The sequence below is a fragment of the Streptomyces sp. NPDC000075 genome (genome assembly GCF_040301925.1).
Classification (GTDB): Bacteria; Actinomycetota; Actinomycetes; order Streptomycetales; family Streptomycetaceae; genus Streptomyces; species Streptomyces polychromogenes.
This window is the reverse complement of record NZ_JBEPFL010000013.1, coordinates 176,237-189,820: the sequence shown is the minus strand read 5'-3', so window position 1 is coordinate 189,820 and position 13,584 is coordinate 176,237. Positions and strand designations below refer to the sequence as shown.

The 13,584-nt window shown below is 71.6% G+C and carries 14 protein-coding genes; 6 read left to right on the top strand and 8 right to left on the bottom strand.

Translation table 11 applies throughout. From position 1 onward, the window contains the following. The first annotated feature begins 766 nt into the window (after nt 1-766). Nucleotides 767-1,765 (top strand): tryptophan--tRNA ligase, encoded by a 999-nt coding sequence (trpS, locus tag ABT403_RS17970; RefSeq protein WP_344169888.1) that lies wholly within the window; start codon nt 767-769, stop codon nt 1,763-1,765. Between the two features lie 42 nt (nt 1,766-1,807). Here the strand turns inward: trpS and proC are convergent, their stop codons facing one another. The 5 genes from proC to ABT403_RS17945 form a co-directional block, all read right to left on the bottom strand. Continuing rightward, the gene (proC, locus tag ABT403_RS17965) at nt 1,808-2,617 is read right to left on the bottom strand and encodes a pyrroline-5-carboxylate reductase (RefSeq protein WP_344169885.1); all 810 of its coding nucleotides are present in this window, start codon (nt 2,615-2,617) and stop codon (nt 1,808-1,810) included. 99 nt (nt 2,618-2,716) lie between these two features. Beyond that, complete coding sequence (locus ABT403_RS17960) at nt 2,717-3,454, bottom strand: ABC transporter permease (protein WP_344169882.1); 738 nt, start codon at nt 3,452-3,454, stop codon at nt 2,717-2,719. Further along, entirely contained in the window at nt 3,451-4,281 is an 831-nt protein-coding gene (locus ABT403_RS17955) for an ABC transporter ATP-binding protein (RefSeq protein ID WP_344169879.1), read from the bottom strand. Before ABT403_RS17955 ends, ABT403_RS17960 begins: the two co-directional genes overlap by 4 nt. Nucleotides 4,282-4,344: 63 nt before the next feature. Next, entirely contained in the window at nt 4,345-4,875 is a 531-nt protein-coding gene (locus ABT403_RS17950; protein WP_344169876.1) for a hypothetical protein, read from the bottom strand. Nucleotides 4,876-4,942: 67 nt separating this feature from the next. Then, nucleotides 4,943-5,242 carry an SH3 domain-containing protein gene (locus ABT403_RS17945; protein WP_344169873.1) on the bottom strand — a complete coding sequence of 100 codons (300 nt, stop codon included), beginning with the start codon at nt 5,240-5,242 and terminating at the stop codon, nt 4,943-4,945. Nucleotides 5,243-5,348: 106 nt separating this feature from the next. Between ABT403_RS17945 and ABT403_RS17940 the strand changes: the two genes are divergently transcribed. Then, a complete protein-coding gene (locus ABT403_RS17940; protein WP_344169870.1) occupies nt 5,349-7,463 on the top strand; it encodes a serine/threonine-protein kinase in 2,115 nt (704 codons plus the stop codon). 31 nt (nt 7,464-7,494) lie between these two features. Here the strand turns inward: ABT403_RS17940 and ilvD are convergent, their stop codons facing one another. The 3 genes from ilvD to ABT403_RS17925 form a co-directional block, all read right to left on the bottom strand. Beyond that, nucleotides 7,495-9,345 (bottom strand): dihydroxy-acid dehydratase, encoded by a 1,851-nt coding sequence (gene ilvD / locus ABT403_RS17935; RefSeq protein WP_425580346.1) that lies wholly within the window; start codon nt 9,343-9,345, stop codon nt 7,495-7,497. Between the two features lie 145 nt (nt 9,346-9,490). Next, entirely contained in the window at nt 9,491-10,108 is a 618-nt protein-coding gene (locus ABT403_RS17930) for a TetR/AcrR family transcriptional regulator (RefSeq protein WP_344169867.1), read from the bottom strand. Further along, on the bottom strand, nt 10,105-10,923 hold the full coding sequence (locus tag ABT403_RS17925; RefSeq protein WP_344169864.1) for a sugar phosphate isomerase/epimerase family protein: 819 nt from the start codon (nt 10,921-10,923) through the stop codon (nt 10,105-10,107). The genes ABT403_RS17930 and ABT403_RS17925 overlap by 4 nt, the downstream gene beginning before the upstream one ends. Before the next feature lie 102 nt (nt 10,924-11,025). On the opposite strand from ABT403_RS17925, the gene ABT403_RS17920 reads away from it, so the two are divergent. The 4 genes from ABT403_RS17920 to ABT403_RS17905 all read left to right on the top strand — a co-directional run bounded on the left by ABT403_RS17920 (nt 11,026) and on the right by ABT403_RS17905 (nt 13,542). After that, on the top strand, nt 11,026-11,508 hold the full coding sequence (locus tag ABT403_RS17920) for an SLATT domain-containing protein (protein WP_344169861.1): 483 nt from the start codon (nt 11,026-11,028) through the stop codon (nt 11,506-11,508). A gap of 108 nt (nt 11,509-11,616) precedes the next feature. After that, on the top strand, nt 11,617-12,336 hold the full coding sequence (locus tag ABT403_RS17915) for a DUF6879 family protein (RefSeq protein ID WP_344169859.1): 720 nt from the start codon (nt 11,617-11,619) through the stop codon (nt 12,334-12,336). Between the two features lie 30 nt (nt 12,337-12,366). Next, nucleotides 12,367-13,203 carry a helix-turn-helix domain-containing protein gene (locus ABT403_RS17910; protein ID WP_344169856.1) on the top strand — a complete coding sequence of 279 codons (837 nt, stop codon included), beginning with the start codon at nt 12,367-12,369 and terminating at the stop codon, nt 13,201-13,203. An 87-nt stretch (nt 13,204-13,290) separates the two neighbouring features. Beyond that, complete coding sequence (locus ABT403_RS17905; RefSeq protein WP_344169853.1) at nt 13,291-13,542, top strand: hypothetical protein; 252 nt, start codon at nt 13,291-13,293, stop codon at nt 13,540-13,542. The last annotated feature ends 42 nt before the right edge of the window (nt 13,543-13,584 follow it).

The following is a 13,584-nucleotide window of genomic DNA, read 5'->3' as shown; positions in this document are numbered from 1 at the left end:
ATCCACCGGAGTGGACGGGGTATCAACTTCTGGCGTTGATTTTTGGCACGCTGTTGAGTTCTCAAGGAACGGACGCTTCCTTTGTACTCACCCTCTCGGGCTTTCCTCCGGGCTTTCGTTCTTGCGATTCAGACTCTATCAGAGTCTTTCTCGCTTGCTTTCCAGGTCCTTCGCTTTCGCGCTTTCCCTTTCCGGCGGTTCCGACTCTATCAGATCCTTTCGGGCCTGACTCCCAGTCAGCGGGGTGTGCTTTCCGGGCGGTTGGGCCCTTCCGGCGAGTGAGACAGTAGCGGATTCCTTGCCCCCGAAGCCAATCGGCGGCTGCGTCCTGGAACGCGGATTCCTCATTCGCAAATACGCATGAAAACGAGACGACGGAGTGCGTCGTTCGTTCGAATGAGTAGTGCGGGATGGCTGTCCGGGGACCGACCGGAGTCGGCGCTCACTTCGGACAACTCGAAGAACCTTACGGATCTGGAACGTACGTGTCAACCCCGGCCGGCAGTCCCGCCAGTCCCCCGAAACTCACCTCGTCCTCACGCCCTGAGGGCTACGCTGCTTCCCATGACCACGCATGCACCCAAGCTCAGCCTTCGTTGGTGGCCCGCCTGACGGCGGCCGACCTCCGACACGAGCACGCATGCGCTCACGGCCGCCGCTACGGCGGCCGTTTCGTTTTCCTCCCCCTCCTGGGAGTGACCCGGCCGCCCGACGCGGCGGCCCGGCGACTCACACCACACCGCAGGACATGAGGGAGAGACAGGACATGACGAGGATCTTCAGCGGGATCACCCCGTCCGGGCACCTGACGCTGGGCAACTACCTGGGGGCCCTGCGCCAGTGGGTCGAGGCCGAGCACACTCCCTCCGACGCGCTGTTCTGCGTCGTCGACCTGCACGCCCTGACCGTGGAGCACGATCCGGCGCGGTTGCGGCGGCTCACCCGGCAGAACGCCACGCTGTTCCTCGCCGCCGGGCTGGATCCACGGCGGTGCACCCTCTTCGTCCAGAGCCATGTCGCCGAGCACACCCGGCTGTCCTACCTGCTGGAGTGCACCGCCACCGACGGGGAGCTCCGGCGGATGATCCAGTACCGGGAGAAGGCGGCGAAGGCGGAGGCCGCCGGGCAGGGCGTACGGCTGTCGCTGCTGACGTATCCCGTGCTGATGGCCGCCGACATCCTGGCCTACGCGGCGGACGAGGTGCCGGTGGGCGAGGACCAGCGGCAGCACGTGGAGCTGACCCGGGACCTGGCGGTGCGGTTCAACCAGCGGTACGGGCACACCTTCACCGTGCCGAAGGCGACGCTCCCCACCGTGGGCGCGCGGGTGATGGACCTCCAGGACCCGACGTCGAAGATGGGGAAGTCCAGTGAGAACACGGCGGGCATCGTCTATCTCCTCGACGAGCCGGCCGTGATCACCAAGAAGGTGATGCGGGCCGTGACGGACAGCGGCGAGGGCGGGGTCGTCTACAACCGGGCGGCGCGGCCCGGGGTGGCGAACCTGCTGGACGTGCTGGCCGCCTGTACGGGCGGGGATCCGGAGAAGCTGGCCGGGGGGTACGCGCAGTACGGGCCGCTGAAGCGGGACGTCGCCGAAGCGGTGGTGGAGCTGCTGCGGCCGCTGCGGGAGCGGCACGCCGTGCTGGCGGCCGACCCGGGCGAGGTGGAGCGGGTGCTGCGGGAGGGGGCCGAGCGGGCGCGGGGCATCGCGCGACCCGTGGTGGACCGGGCGTACGAGGCCATCGGGCTGCTGCCGGCATGAAGGGGGAGGGAGGGGCCCCGCGGCCGGGGCCCCTCCCCCGTCTCAGCTGTTGCCGGTGGCGAGTTCGCGGCTGCGGTCGCGGGCCGCTTCGAGGGCGGCGATGAGGGCCGCCCGTACGCCGTGCTTCTCCAGCTCCACGATGGCGTTGATCGTCGTACCGGCCGGGGAGGTGACGGCCTCGCGGAGCTTGACCGGGTGCTCGCCGCTGTCGCGGAGCATCACGGCGGCGCCGATGGCGGCCTGGACGATGAGGTCGTGGGCCTGGGCGCGGGGCAGTCCGAGGAGGATGCCCGCGTCGGTCATGGCCTCGACGAGGAAGTAGAAGTAGGCGGGGCCGGAGCCGGAGAGGGCGGTGGCCGCGTCCTGCTGGGACTCGGGGACGCGCAGGGTCTTGCCGACGCCGCCGAAGATCTCCTCGGCGTGGGCGAGGTGCGCGGCGGTGGCGTGGCTGCCGGCCGAGATGACGGACATGGCCTCGTCGACGAGGGCGGGGGTGTTCGTCATGACGCGGACGACGGGGGTGCCGGGGGCGAGCCGTTCCTCGAAGAAGGCGGTGGGGATGCCGGCGGCGCCGCTGATGACGAGGCGGTCGGCGGGGACGTGGGGGGCGAGTTCTTCGAGGAGCTTGCCCATGTCCTGCGGCTTGACGGTGAGGATGAGGGTGTCGGCGCGCTTTGCGGCTTCGGCGTTGCTGACGGCCTCGACGCCGTAGCGGGTGTGGAGCTCGGCGGCGCGTTCGGGCCGGCGGGCGGTGACGAGCAGTTTGGCCGCCGGCCAGCCGCCGCGGATCATCCCGCTGAGCAGGGCCTCGCCGATCTTGCCGGTACCGAGGACTGCGACTGTCTGGGTCATGCCCGATTCACCTCGCCGAACGAACGCGGAACGCGTGGAGACGTACGCCCTCATCCTTGCACCCGTCCGCGTGGGGGTGAGGGGGTGTCCGCTCCGTGGTCAGGGCGTGCGGCGGCGGAGGGTGGCGGCGCCGAGGGCGAGGACGAGCAGGGCGCAGGCGGCGACGACGACGGTGTCGCGGACGAAGTCTGCGGTCATGTCGGTGTGGGTGAGGACCTGGGTCATGCCGTCGACGGCGTAGGACATGGGCAGGACGTCGGAGAGGGCGGAAAGGACGGGCTGCATGGTGTCGCGGGCCGCGAAGAGTCCGCACAGGAGCAGCTGCGGGAAGATCACGGCCGGCATGAACTGGACGGCCTGGAACTCGGAGGCGGCGAAGGCGGAGACGAACAGGCCGAGGGCGGTGCCGAGGAGGGCGTCGAGCAGTGCGACGAGGAGGAGCAGCCAGGGGGAGCCGGTGACGTCGAGGCCGAGGAGCCAGAGGGCGAGGCCGGTGGCGAGGAGGGACTGGACGACGGCGACGGCGCCGAAGGCGAGGGCGTAGCCGGCGATGAGGTCGCCCTTGCCGAGCGGCATGGCGAGGAGGCGTTCGAGGGTGCCGGAGGTGCGTTCGCGGAGGGTGGCGATGGAGGTCACGAGGAACATCGTGATGAGGGGGAAGATCCCGAGGAGGGACGCGCCGATGCTGTCGAAGGTGCGCGGGCTGCCGTCGAAGACGTAGCGGAGCAGGGTCAGCATCAGGACGGGGACCAGCAGCATCAGGGCGATGGAGCGCGGGTCGTGGCGCAGCTGGCGCAGGACGCGGGCGGCGGTGGCGAGGGTGCGGGCGCCGTTCATCGCTGGGTCTCCGTTTCGAGGGTGCCGGTCTGGGCGTCGGCTCGTGCGTCAACTCGTCCGTCGGCTTCGTCGACGAGGCGGAGGAAGCCTTCTTCGACGGTGGCGCTGCGGGTGCGGGTGCGGAGGGCTTCGGGGGTGTCCTGGGCGAGGATGCGGCCTTCGCGCATGAGGAGCAGGTCGTGGCAGCGCTCGGCCTCGTCCATGACGTGGGAGGAAACGAGGATCGTGACGCCGCGGCCGGCGGTGATCTCGTGGAAGAGGTTCCAGAGGTCGCGGCGCAGGACGGGGTCGAGGCCGACGGTGGGTTCGTCGAGGACGAGCAGTTCGGGGGTGCCGAGGAGGGCGACGGCGAGGGAGACGCGGCTGCGCTGGCCCCCGGAGAGGTTTCCGGCGAGGGCGGTGGTGCGGCTGGTGAGGTCGACGTCGGCGATGGCCCGTTCGACGGCGGCACGGCGGCGGTCGGCGGCGGCGCGGCCGGGGTCGAGGACGGCGGCGAAGTAGTCGAGGTTCTGCCGGACGGTGAGGTCGTCGTAGACGGAGGGGGCCTGGGTGACGTAGCCGACGCGGGAGCGGAGTTCCGGGTGGCCGGCGGGGCGGCCGAGGACGTCGAGGGTGCCGGTGACGTGGGCCTGGGTGCCGACGACGGTGCGCATGAGGGTGGATTTGCCGCAGCCGGAGGGGCCGAGGAGGCCGGTGATGCGGCCGCGTGGGACGTCGAAGGCGATGCGGTCGAGGACGGTGCGGGGGGCGCGGCCGGTGCCGCGGCGGACGGTGAGGTCGTGGGCGTGGATGGCGGGAGGCGGCCCCTCCGGCGGATTATTCACCATGCGATGAATAATGCTCCCGGCGGTGCCTGGGCGTCAATCGGCCGGACGTTTCCGGGGTGGGGGTTACTTCTTGCGCTTGGGGCGGCGGCGGGCGGCCGGGTTGCCCGTACGGGTGCTGCGGCGGCGGTCGTACTCGGCGGCGGCGCGCTCGTACTCGGCGCGGTGGAGCTTCTCGCCGGGGGCCTCGGTGAGGCTGCGCAGGAAGTACGCGAGGAGGGAGCCGATGAAGCCGATCGTCTTCAGGCCCTTGAGGGCGGCCTCGTCCGAGGACGGGGCGGGACGGCGGCCGAAGGACTCCCAGGTCTTGGCGAAGGCGATGGCGGTGGCGATCGCGAACAGCACGATCACGGAGATGCTGAGGAAGGGGCCGACGTTGCCGATCTCCAGGCCCTCGTAGGCGAGGCGCAGGAGGTAGGCGCCGCCGGCGGCGGCGAGGAGCGAGCCCGCGGCGAGGGCTGCGCGGCGCAGGGCGTAGCCGTTGTCGTGGTCCACCCAGCTGGTGCCGAAGAACCGGATCGGCTCGGGCCGCGGCCCGGCGGGCGGTTCGGCCGGCGCGGCGGGGCTCTGGCTCTGGTCTCGCTGCTCTTCGCTCACACCCCCGATTATCTCCCGGCCAAGCCGGTCGGCCGGGGGTGTCTCACCTGGCAGAACGGTGGACGGCTCAGCCGCAGTGGGGGGCGACGTAGCCGTCGGAGCCGGTGTGGACGTAGGCGTCCGAGACGAAGCGGCCGTTGCCGACGCAGTCCCAGAGGTCCGTGGTCCCGTACGGGCCCGAGACGGTCGTGCCGGAGCACTGGCAGCGGATCGTCACGTAACCGCCGGCCGGGATGGAGTCGATGATCGAGTAGTTGGTGCCCGGTCCGCTGCGCACGTTGACCCGGTAGCCGGGCGCGGTCGGGAAGGTCGGGCCGGCGTCGCCGGAGAGGCTCTGGACTTGGCTTGATTCGTTCTCTACGGACATGTGAAGTCTCCCCCCATGGGTGTTGCACTGCGCAACGCGCGCAGGGTAGCAAGCCCTTGGATGTTGCCATGGGCCATCGGCTAGGCTCCGTCGGGGGTGGTGAGCGGTGCAGTCGCGGCGCGCGGACTACGCCGGGTTTCCGGAGTACGCCGGGCAGTACCGGCTCGAATCCGTGCTCGGCTCCGGTGGCATGGGCGTCGTCCACCTGGCCGCCTCCAGTTCGGGGCTGAAACTCGCCGTCAAGGTCGTGCACGCGCAGCACGCCGTGGACCCGGAGTTCCGGGCGCGGTTCCGGCAGGAGGTCGCGGCCGCGCGGCGGGTGAGCGGGGCCTTCACCGCTCCCGTCGTCGACGCCGACCCGGATGCCGAGCGGCCGTGGATGGCCACCCTGTTCATCGACGCGCCGACCCTCTCCGAGCGGGTACGGGAGCGCGTGCTCGACGCCGGTGAGCTGACCCGGCTCGCGGCCGGGCTGGCGGAGGCGCTGCGGGACATCCACCGGGCCGGGGTGGTGCACCGGGACCTGAAGCCGAGCAACGTGCTGATGGCGCCCGACGGGGTGCGGGTCATCGACTTCGGCATCTCGCGCCCGGCGGACAGCGACCTGCGGACCGAGACCGGCAAGCTGATCGGGACCCCGCCCTTCATGGCGCCGGAGCAGTTCCAGCGGCCGCGCGAGGTGGGGACGGCGGCGGACGTGTTCGCGCTGGGTGCGGTGCTGGTGCACGCGGCGACCGGGCGCGGGCCCTTCGACTCCGACAGCCACTACCTCGTGGCGTACCAGGTCGTGCACAGCGAGCCGGACCTGACGGGACTGCCGGCCCGGCTGGTGCCGATCGTGGCACGGTGCCTGGCCAAGGACCCGGCCGAGCGGCCGACCGCCGAGGCGCTGATCGCGGAGATGCGCGCCGTGGCGTACCCGACGGGCGAGGACACCCAGGCGTTCATACCGCAGCCCCGGCGGCCGGAGGCGGACGAGGAACCGACCCACCAGCGGCGGCAGATCGCGACGGAGGAGCCGCCCGCCGCGCGCCGGCGCCGGATCCGGCCGGCGCTGCCGGCGGCCGGGCTCGCCGCCCTGCTCACGGCGGGGGCCGTCGGCGGGTACCTGTGGTGGGCCGGCGGCCCGGACGGGCCCGGCCGGCCCGCCGCCCACGCCCCGGCGAAACCGGACACGGCGTTCACCCCGTGGTCGGTCTCACCGGGCACGCCCCCGGTGTCCTGCTCGGCGGCGGGCGACGGCCTGTTCTGCTCGGGGCCCGGGCTGGCGGCCGCCCGGCTCGGCCGGGCCGACGGAGCGACGGCCTGGGCCGTACGCGCGAACGTTCCCTCCTTCGGCGTGTCCAGCAGCACCGCCCCGTCGTACGCGGCGGGAGCGGTCGTGGTGGTGGCACCCGGCAGCCAGCTGCTCCAGGCGCTGGAGCCGGGCACCGGCGCCGAGCGCTGGCAGCGGAAGCTGCCCGGCGGCACGCGCGTGGTGACGGCGGACCCGTACGTGATCATGGTGGCGGCGGACGGCACGGTCACCGCCCTCGACGGAGCCGGCGGGGCCCAGAAGTGGAGCCGCCACATCGCCGGCGCCGGGTCGGAGTGGTGGGGCGGGGCCGGAGCGGCGGGCGCGCCCGTGCTCTACACCGCGACGACGGACGCCGACGGCGGTGCGACACAGCTCACCGAGATCGATCCGGCCACCGGTGCCGTGCGCTGGCAGACCCGGGCCTCCGGAGACCTGCGGCCGATCGGCGTGGCCCGCGGCGCGCTGTACCTGCTCGACAACGCCGCCGTCGTCAGGACGGCCGGGATCGTACGGGTGGACACGGTCACCCACGCCATGCGCCGGGTCCAGCTGTCGGCCCCCCTGTACGAGGTGGAGGCGACCGTGGCCCCCGACGGGACGGTGTACGCCTTCGGCACGCGCGGCGGCCTCGTGGCGATCGGCGGGGAGAAGGAGCTGTGGCGGCTGGAGACGGGCGCGTCGTTCGCCTCCCGGCCGGTGTTCGCGGACGGACGGCTCTACCTGGCCGCCTCGGACGGCCGCCTCCTCGCCGTCGACGCCGGCGCGGGCAGGCTCGTCGGCCAGACCAAGCCGCGCATGGCCGCCACCCCGGGCACCTTCAGCGCCACCCTCCCGGCCCCCGTCGTGGCCGACGGCCGGGTGTACGCCTCCGCCCCCGACGGCACGGTGTTCGCCCAGGACGCGCGGAACCCCGCCGGGTGGTGAAGCGCCCGGCGGGGTCCGGTTCCGTCGGGATTCAGCCCAGCTTCGACACGTCGCGGACCGCGCCCTTGTCGGCGCTGGTGGCCATCGCCGCGTACGCGCGCAGCGCCGCGGAGACCGTGCGCTCGCGGGTCTTCGGGGCGTAGACGCCGCCGAGGGCCGCGTGGCGGGCGGCCAGCGTGGCCTCGTCGACCAGGAGCTCGATCGAGCGGTTCGGGATGTCGATGCGGATCCGGTCGCCGTCCTCGACGACGGCGATGTCGCCGCCCGAGGCCGCCTCCGGGGAGGCGTGGCCGATGGACAGGCCGGAGGTGCCGCCGGAGAAGCGGCCGTCCGTCACCAGCGCGCAGACCTTGCCGAGGCCGCGGCCCTTGAGGAAGGAGGTCGGGTAGAGCATCTCCTGCATGCCGGGGCCGCCGCGCGGGCCCTCGTAGCGGATGACGACGACGTCACCGGGCTGGATCTCCTTGCGGAGGATCTTGTCGACGGCCTCGTCCTGGGACTCGCAGACCACGGCCGGGCCCTCGAAGGTCCAGATCGACTCGTCGACGCCGGCCGTCTTGACGACGCAGCCGTCGGCGGCGATGTTGCCGCGCAGGACCGCGAGGCCGCCGTCCTTGGAGTAGGCGTGCTCCACGGAGCGGATGCAGCCGCCCTCGGCGTCGAGGTCGAGGGTCTCCCAGCGCTCGGACTGGGAGAAGGCGGTGGCGGAGCGCTTGCAGCCGGGGGCCGCGTGCCACAGCTCCATGGCCTCCTCGGACGCCGTGCCGGAACGGGCGTCCCACTTCGCGAGCCAGTCCTCCAGGCCCTGGGAGTGGACGGTGGTGACGTCCTTGTTGAGGAGCCCGCCGCGGTGCAGCTCGCCGAGGATGGCGGGGATGCCGCCGGCGCGGTGCACGTCCTCCATGTAGTACGTGCCGCCGGGGGCGACGTTCGGGGCGACCTTGGCCAGGCAGGGGACGCGGCGCGAGACGGCGTCGATGTCCTTGAGGTCGTAGTCCAGGCCGGCCTCCTGCGCGGCGGCCAGCAGGTGCAGGATCGTGTTGGTCGAGCCGCCCATGGCGATGTCCAGGGCCATGGCGTTCTCGAAGGCCTCGCGGGTGGCGATGTTGCGCGGCAGGACGGACTCGTCGCCGTCCTCGTAGTAGCGCTTGGTGATCTCCACGACCGTGCGGCCGGCGTCCTCGTACAGGGCGCGGCGGGCGGTGTGCGTGGCGAGGACCGAGCCGTTGCCGGGGAGGGCCAGGCCGATGGCCTCGGCGAGGCAGTTCATCGAGTTGGCGGTGAACATGCCGGAACACGAGCCGCAGGTCGGACAGGCGTTCTCCTCGATGCGCAGGATGTCCGCGTCCGAGACGTTCTCGTTGGAGGCGTCGACCATGGCGTCGATCAGGTCGAGCTTACGGACGGTGCCGTCGACCAGGGTGGCCTGGCCGGCCTCCATCGGGCCGCCGGAGACGAACACGACGGGGATGTTGAGGCGCATCGCGGCCATCAGCATGCCCGGGGTGATCTTGTCGCAGTTGGAGATGCAGATCAGCGCGTCGGCGCAGTGCGCCTCGACCATGTACTCGACGCTGTCCGCGATCAGGTCGCGGGAGGGCAGGGAGTACAGCATGCCCGCGTGGCCCATGGCGATGCCGTCGTCGACGGCGATCGTGTTGAACTCGCGCGGGATGGCGCCGGCGGCACGGATGGCGTCGGAGACGATGCGGCCGACCGGGGCCAGGTGGGTGTGGCCGGGGACGAACTCGGTGAAGGAGTTGGCGACCGCGATGATCGGCTTGCCGATGTCCTCGCTCGCTACGCCCGACGCGCGCATCAGCGCACGAGCGCCTGCCATGTTGCGGCCGTGGGTGACGGTGCGGGACCTCAGCTCGGGCATGCGGTTTCACTCCCCATGGGTGCGGCTGTACGGTCAGCCGCGAATGTGGATATGGCTCGGTTACGAGGCTACGCCCACCGCCCGCGATCCGGACGCGCGGTCCGGATGCCGGGACGGCGGGGTCGCTCCTCGGTCACCGTGCCCCTCACGCCTCGGTGAGGTAGCGCTGGAGGGTCGGGGCCACCAGCGCCACGATCTCCTCCGGGTCCGCGGACGCGAGGGGCTCCACCTGGACCACGTACCGCACGAAGGCGATCCCGATCAGGTGCGAGGCCGCCAGCTCGGCGCGGAAGGTGGGCTCCGGGACGTCGAGGTCGGCGGCGACCCGCTCCAGGACCCGGCGCAGGATCAGGGTGCGCAGCACCTTCGCGGCCGCCTCGTGGGTGAGCGCGGAGCGGATCACGGCGAGCAGCGGGGCGCGCGTCGCCGGGTTCTCCCACACCCCCAGGAAGTAGCGGGCCAGCCGCTCCCCGATGCCGTCCGGGCCCTCGCCGACGACGGCGGGGACGACCAGGGCGGGTTCCATGGTGACCTCGATGGCGGCGGCGAACAGGTCGTCCTTGCTGCCGAAGTAGTGGTGCACCAGCGCCGGGTCCACCCCGGCCACCTTCGCGACGCCGCGCACGGACGTCTTGTCGTACCCGCGTTCCGCGAACACCTCGCGGGCGGCGAGGCGGATCCGCTCCTGGGTGCCGGGGCCCTCCTCGGCCTCGTCCTGGCGGGGCCGCCCGGGGCCGCGCCGCCGCCGGACGGGCTCGGTCACCGCCGGTCCCCGGCCGGGGCGGCGAGGTGGTGGCGGGTGAAGGCCAGGGCCTCGGCGAGATCGGCCTCACGCTCGGCGGAGGACATGGCGCGCCGCGTGTTGACCTCGATGACGATGTGCCCGTCGAAGGAGGTGCGGGCCAGCCCGGCCAGCAGCTCGGCGCAGGGCTGCGTACCGCGCCCGGGAACGAGGTGCTCGTCCTTCGCGCTTCCGTTGCCGTCGGCGAGGTGGATGTGCGCCAGCCGCTCCCCCATCCGGTCGATCATGGCGGAGGCGTCGGTGCGGGCGGTGGCGGTGTGCGACAGGTCGACGGTGAAGTGCCGGTAGTCGTCCTTGGTCACGTCCCACTCGGGCGCGTAGGCGAGCATCTCGCGGTCGCGGTAGCGCCAGGGGTACATGTTCTCGACGGCGAACCGGACGTCGGTCTCGTCCGCCATCCGCCAGATCCCGCTGACGAAGTCCCGCGCGTACTGGCGCTGCCAGCGGAACGGCGGGTGCACGACGACGGTGGACGCCCCCAGCTTCTCGGCGGCGGCCTGGGCCCGCTGGAGCTTGGTCCAGGGGTCGGTGGACCACACCCGCTGGGTGATCAGCAGGCAGGGCGCGTGCACGGCGAGGATCGGCACCTGATGGTGGTCCGACAGCCGGCGCAGGGCCTCGATGTCCTGACTGACCGGGTCCGTCCAGACCATGACCTCGACGCCGTCGTAGCCGAGGCGGGCGGCGATCTCGAAGGCCGTCGCCGTGGACTCCGGGTAGACGGAGGCGGTGGACAGGGCGACTTTCGGGGCGCTGCTGCTCGGATTACGGACCACGGAGCCAGATTACGGGCCACCCGCCCGCGGCCCGGTACACAAACCGACTCTCGTCATACTTTTCACATCAACGCGGCGGCGGGAACTTGGGGGCTGGTCGGGATGCATGCGGAGAACGGACTCGGTGCGGGGCTGAGCCCGGGCGCCACGGCGGCCCTGCTGCTGGCCAAGATCCGTGAGGGCAACGTCTACGCCCGGGCGAGGAAGAGACGTTTCGGCCGGAGCGCCGCCGCCGTCAAAGTGACGGCCCTCGTCCTGTCGGCCGCCTCCACCGTCGTCCTGGGCCTGCAGAACCTCAACGCGTGGACCGGCCTGGCCCTGGCGTGCGTGGCGCTGGTGACACTGCTGGCAGCCGTCGAGCCGTTCTTCAACTGGCGGTCCCGTTCGGTGCTGATGGAGGAAGCCCAGTACCGCTTCCGCCGGCTCGCCGACGACCTCGAGTACCTCGTGGCGTCGACCCCCGCCGACGAGCTCACGTTCGATCAGCTGGGGGAGGTGTTCGCGCGCTACCAGACGATCTGGGACGACCTGAGCCGCACCTGGCTGCAACACCGCCGCGAGCCGTCGCGGACGGACAGCGCCTAGCGAGGGCGGACCCGGGGGCGATCTGCAGCACTTCCACGCGCTCTGTTGCGTCTGTCGCCACGCCGCTACGGTGCGTCGCACGGAATCACCGGAAAGCGAGGGGGCCGCATGACCCGACGACTCCTGAAGGTCGGCACCAACAGCGGCAACAATGGATGCCCGACCCTGTACGTGCACCCGAAAACCGGCAACTACGTGGTCCAGGGCGAGCGAGTGGAAGACCCCGCCGAGCTCGACCAGCTCGACAATCTGACACCCAATGAGGCCGCAGTGACCGTCCCTCGGGAACTGCTTGCCAACTTCGGCCCGAAGGACCCCGTACACGTGCCGCAGTTCATCACCTTCGACGAGTTCGACGGGATGTTCTCCACCCTGGCCCACTCCGCCTGGCGCCTGGAGAGCCGACGCCGATACGCGTCCGACGAGGCCACTGACACGTACCGCCAGTTCGCCGCCGGCCACCCGGTCGAATGGGACCTCACCGACCCGTGGTGTACCGAGCGACGCGAACAGGTTGCATTGGGCAAAAGGTTCGAACGCGTCCGGATCCTCGACGAGCCACCCACCGAGGGGCAGCGGTACCTGCTGGACAACGCCCGCCGCAACCGGGCCGTCGGCGAGGACATCCGCACCCTCACGCGCGACCGGGCGTACACGCTGCGACTCCCCGACGAGGATTTCTGGATCTTCGACTCGCGGGTGGTGGCCCTCCTCCATTTCGATGACGACGACCGAATGACCGACGTGGAGCTCATCACCAATCCGGTCGACGTACTGCGGTACTGCCAGGCCCGGGAAGCCGCCTGGCACCACGCGACGCCCCAGTAGCGCGCGCCGGGAGCCGGTACCGTCCGAAAGGTGAGCACCGACTTCCAGCAGGCACGGGTAGCCCTCGGCGCGCGACTGCGAGAGTTGCGGGCCGAGACCACCGGCCGGGACCTGGCCGCACGGCTCGGGTGGCCTCAGTCCAAGGTGTCCAAGTTGGAGACCGGACGTCAAACAGCCACACCCGCCGACCTGGACGCCTGGGCTGCCGCCACCGGAAGCCCGGAAGCAGCCGACGAGCTGCGCGCCCGCCTCGAAGGGCTCGAATCCCACACCCGCTCCTGGCGTCGGCAGCTACGGGCCGGGCACCGTCCTGTCCAGGACGCGCTCACGGTCGAGTACGAACGGTCTGCGCATCTGCGTGCCTGGGAAGGGGCCATGGTCGTCGGCATGCTCCAGACGGCCGACTACGCTCGCCACGTCTTCGCCCGGTACGCCGAACTGCACCAGTCCGTCCGAGACATAGACGACGCCGTCCGCGCCCGCATGCGGCGCCAGGAGTTGCTCCACCAGCCGGGCAGACGGTTCGACATCCTGATGTGGGAGGCGGCCCTCCATGCAGCCGTATGCCCGCCCCCGATCCTCGCGGCCCAGTTGGACCGACTGGCCATGATCGTCGGCCTCGACACGGTGCGACTCGGCATCGTGCCACTCAGCGCAACCGTCGGCATCCCACCCGCCAACGGATTCTGGATCTACGACGAGCGCCTCGTGATCGCCGAGGACTGGCACGCCGAGCTGTGGCTCGATGACGCAGACAGCATCGCCGTGTACGGCAGGGTGTGGGACACGCTGCGGAGGTCGGCAGCATACGGACCCGCCGCACACAGACTGATCGCCCGCGCACACGCACAGCTCGACCGCAGGTGAGAAGACCGGAGAATCGCGGATGCACTGACGAGAATCATCGAGAATCACGCCCCTTCCAAGCTCTCCCCGTCACCTAGCGTGCTCCGCATGGCGACACAACCGAGCGTCAAACCCTTCAGCCACAGCCAACTGGAGACGCTGCGGCAAACGGCACTCAAGCTCTCCGTCAACGGCCTGCCGACCACACCCGTTGTCGGCCACCGCGAGGACCCGGCCACCGCCCACGCCGAGTGTCCCGGCTGCACGCTGCCCTCCCCGATCACCTTCAGGTACGGCGGCCCCATGGCCGACTGCCGCCTCTGCGGATACGGCTGGGCCGTCGAGGAGGAGGGCCGGTGACGACTCCGCCGACATACCACACCGGCAGATGGACCGGCCCCC

What these genes read in the sequence shown, in the direction of transcription:
- ABT403_RS17915 (WP_344169859.1), top strand. Translation starts at nt 11,617, where the DNA reads ATGACCCGACGACTCCTGAAGGTCGGCACCAACAGCGGCAACAATGGA.
- ABT403_RS17920 (WP_344169861.1), top strand. Translation starts at nt 11,026, where the DNA reads ATGCATGCGGAGAACGGACTCGGTGCGGGGCTGAGCCCGGGCGCCACG.
- ilvD (WP_425580346.1), bottom strand. Translation starts at nt 9,345, where the DNA reads ATGCCCGAGCTGAGGTCCCGCACCGTCACCCACGGCCGCAACATGGCA.
- proC (WP_344169885.1), bottom strand. Translation starts at nt 2,617, where the DNA reads ATGACCCAGACAGTCGCAGTCCTCGGTACCGGCAAGATCGGCGAGGCC.
- trpS (WP_344169888.1), top strand. Translation starts at nt 767, where the DNA reads ATGACGAGGATCTTCAGCGGGATCACCCCGTCCGGGCACCTGACGCTG.
- ABT403_RS17960 (WP_344169882.1), bottom strand. Translation starts at nt 3,454, where the DNA reads ATGAACGGCGCCCGCACCCTCGCCACCGCCGCCCGCGTCCTGCGCCAG.
- ABT403_RS17905 (WP_344169853.1), top strand. Translation starts at nt 13,291, where the DNA reads ATGGCGACACAACCGAGCGTCAAACCCTTCAGCCACAGCCAACTGGAG.
- ABT403_RS17955 (WP_344169879.1), bottom strand. Translation starts at nt 4,281, where the DNA reads ATGGTGAATAATCCGCCGGAGGGGCCGCCTCCCGCCATCCACGCCCAC.
- ABT403_RS17945 (WP_344169873.1), bottom strand. Translation starts at nt 5,242, where the DNA reads ATGTCCGTAGAGAACGAATCAAGCCAAGTCCAGAGCCTCTCCGGCGAC.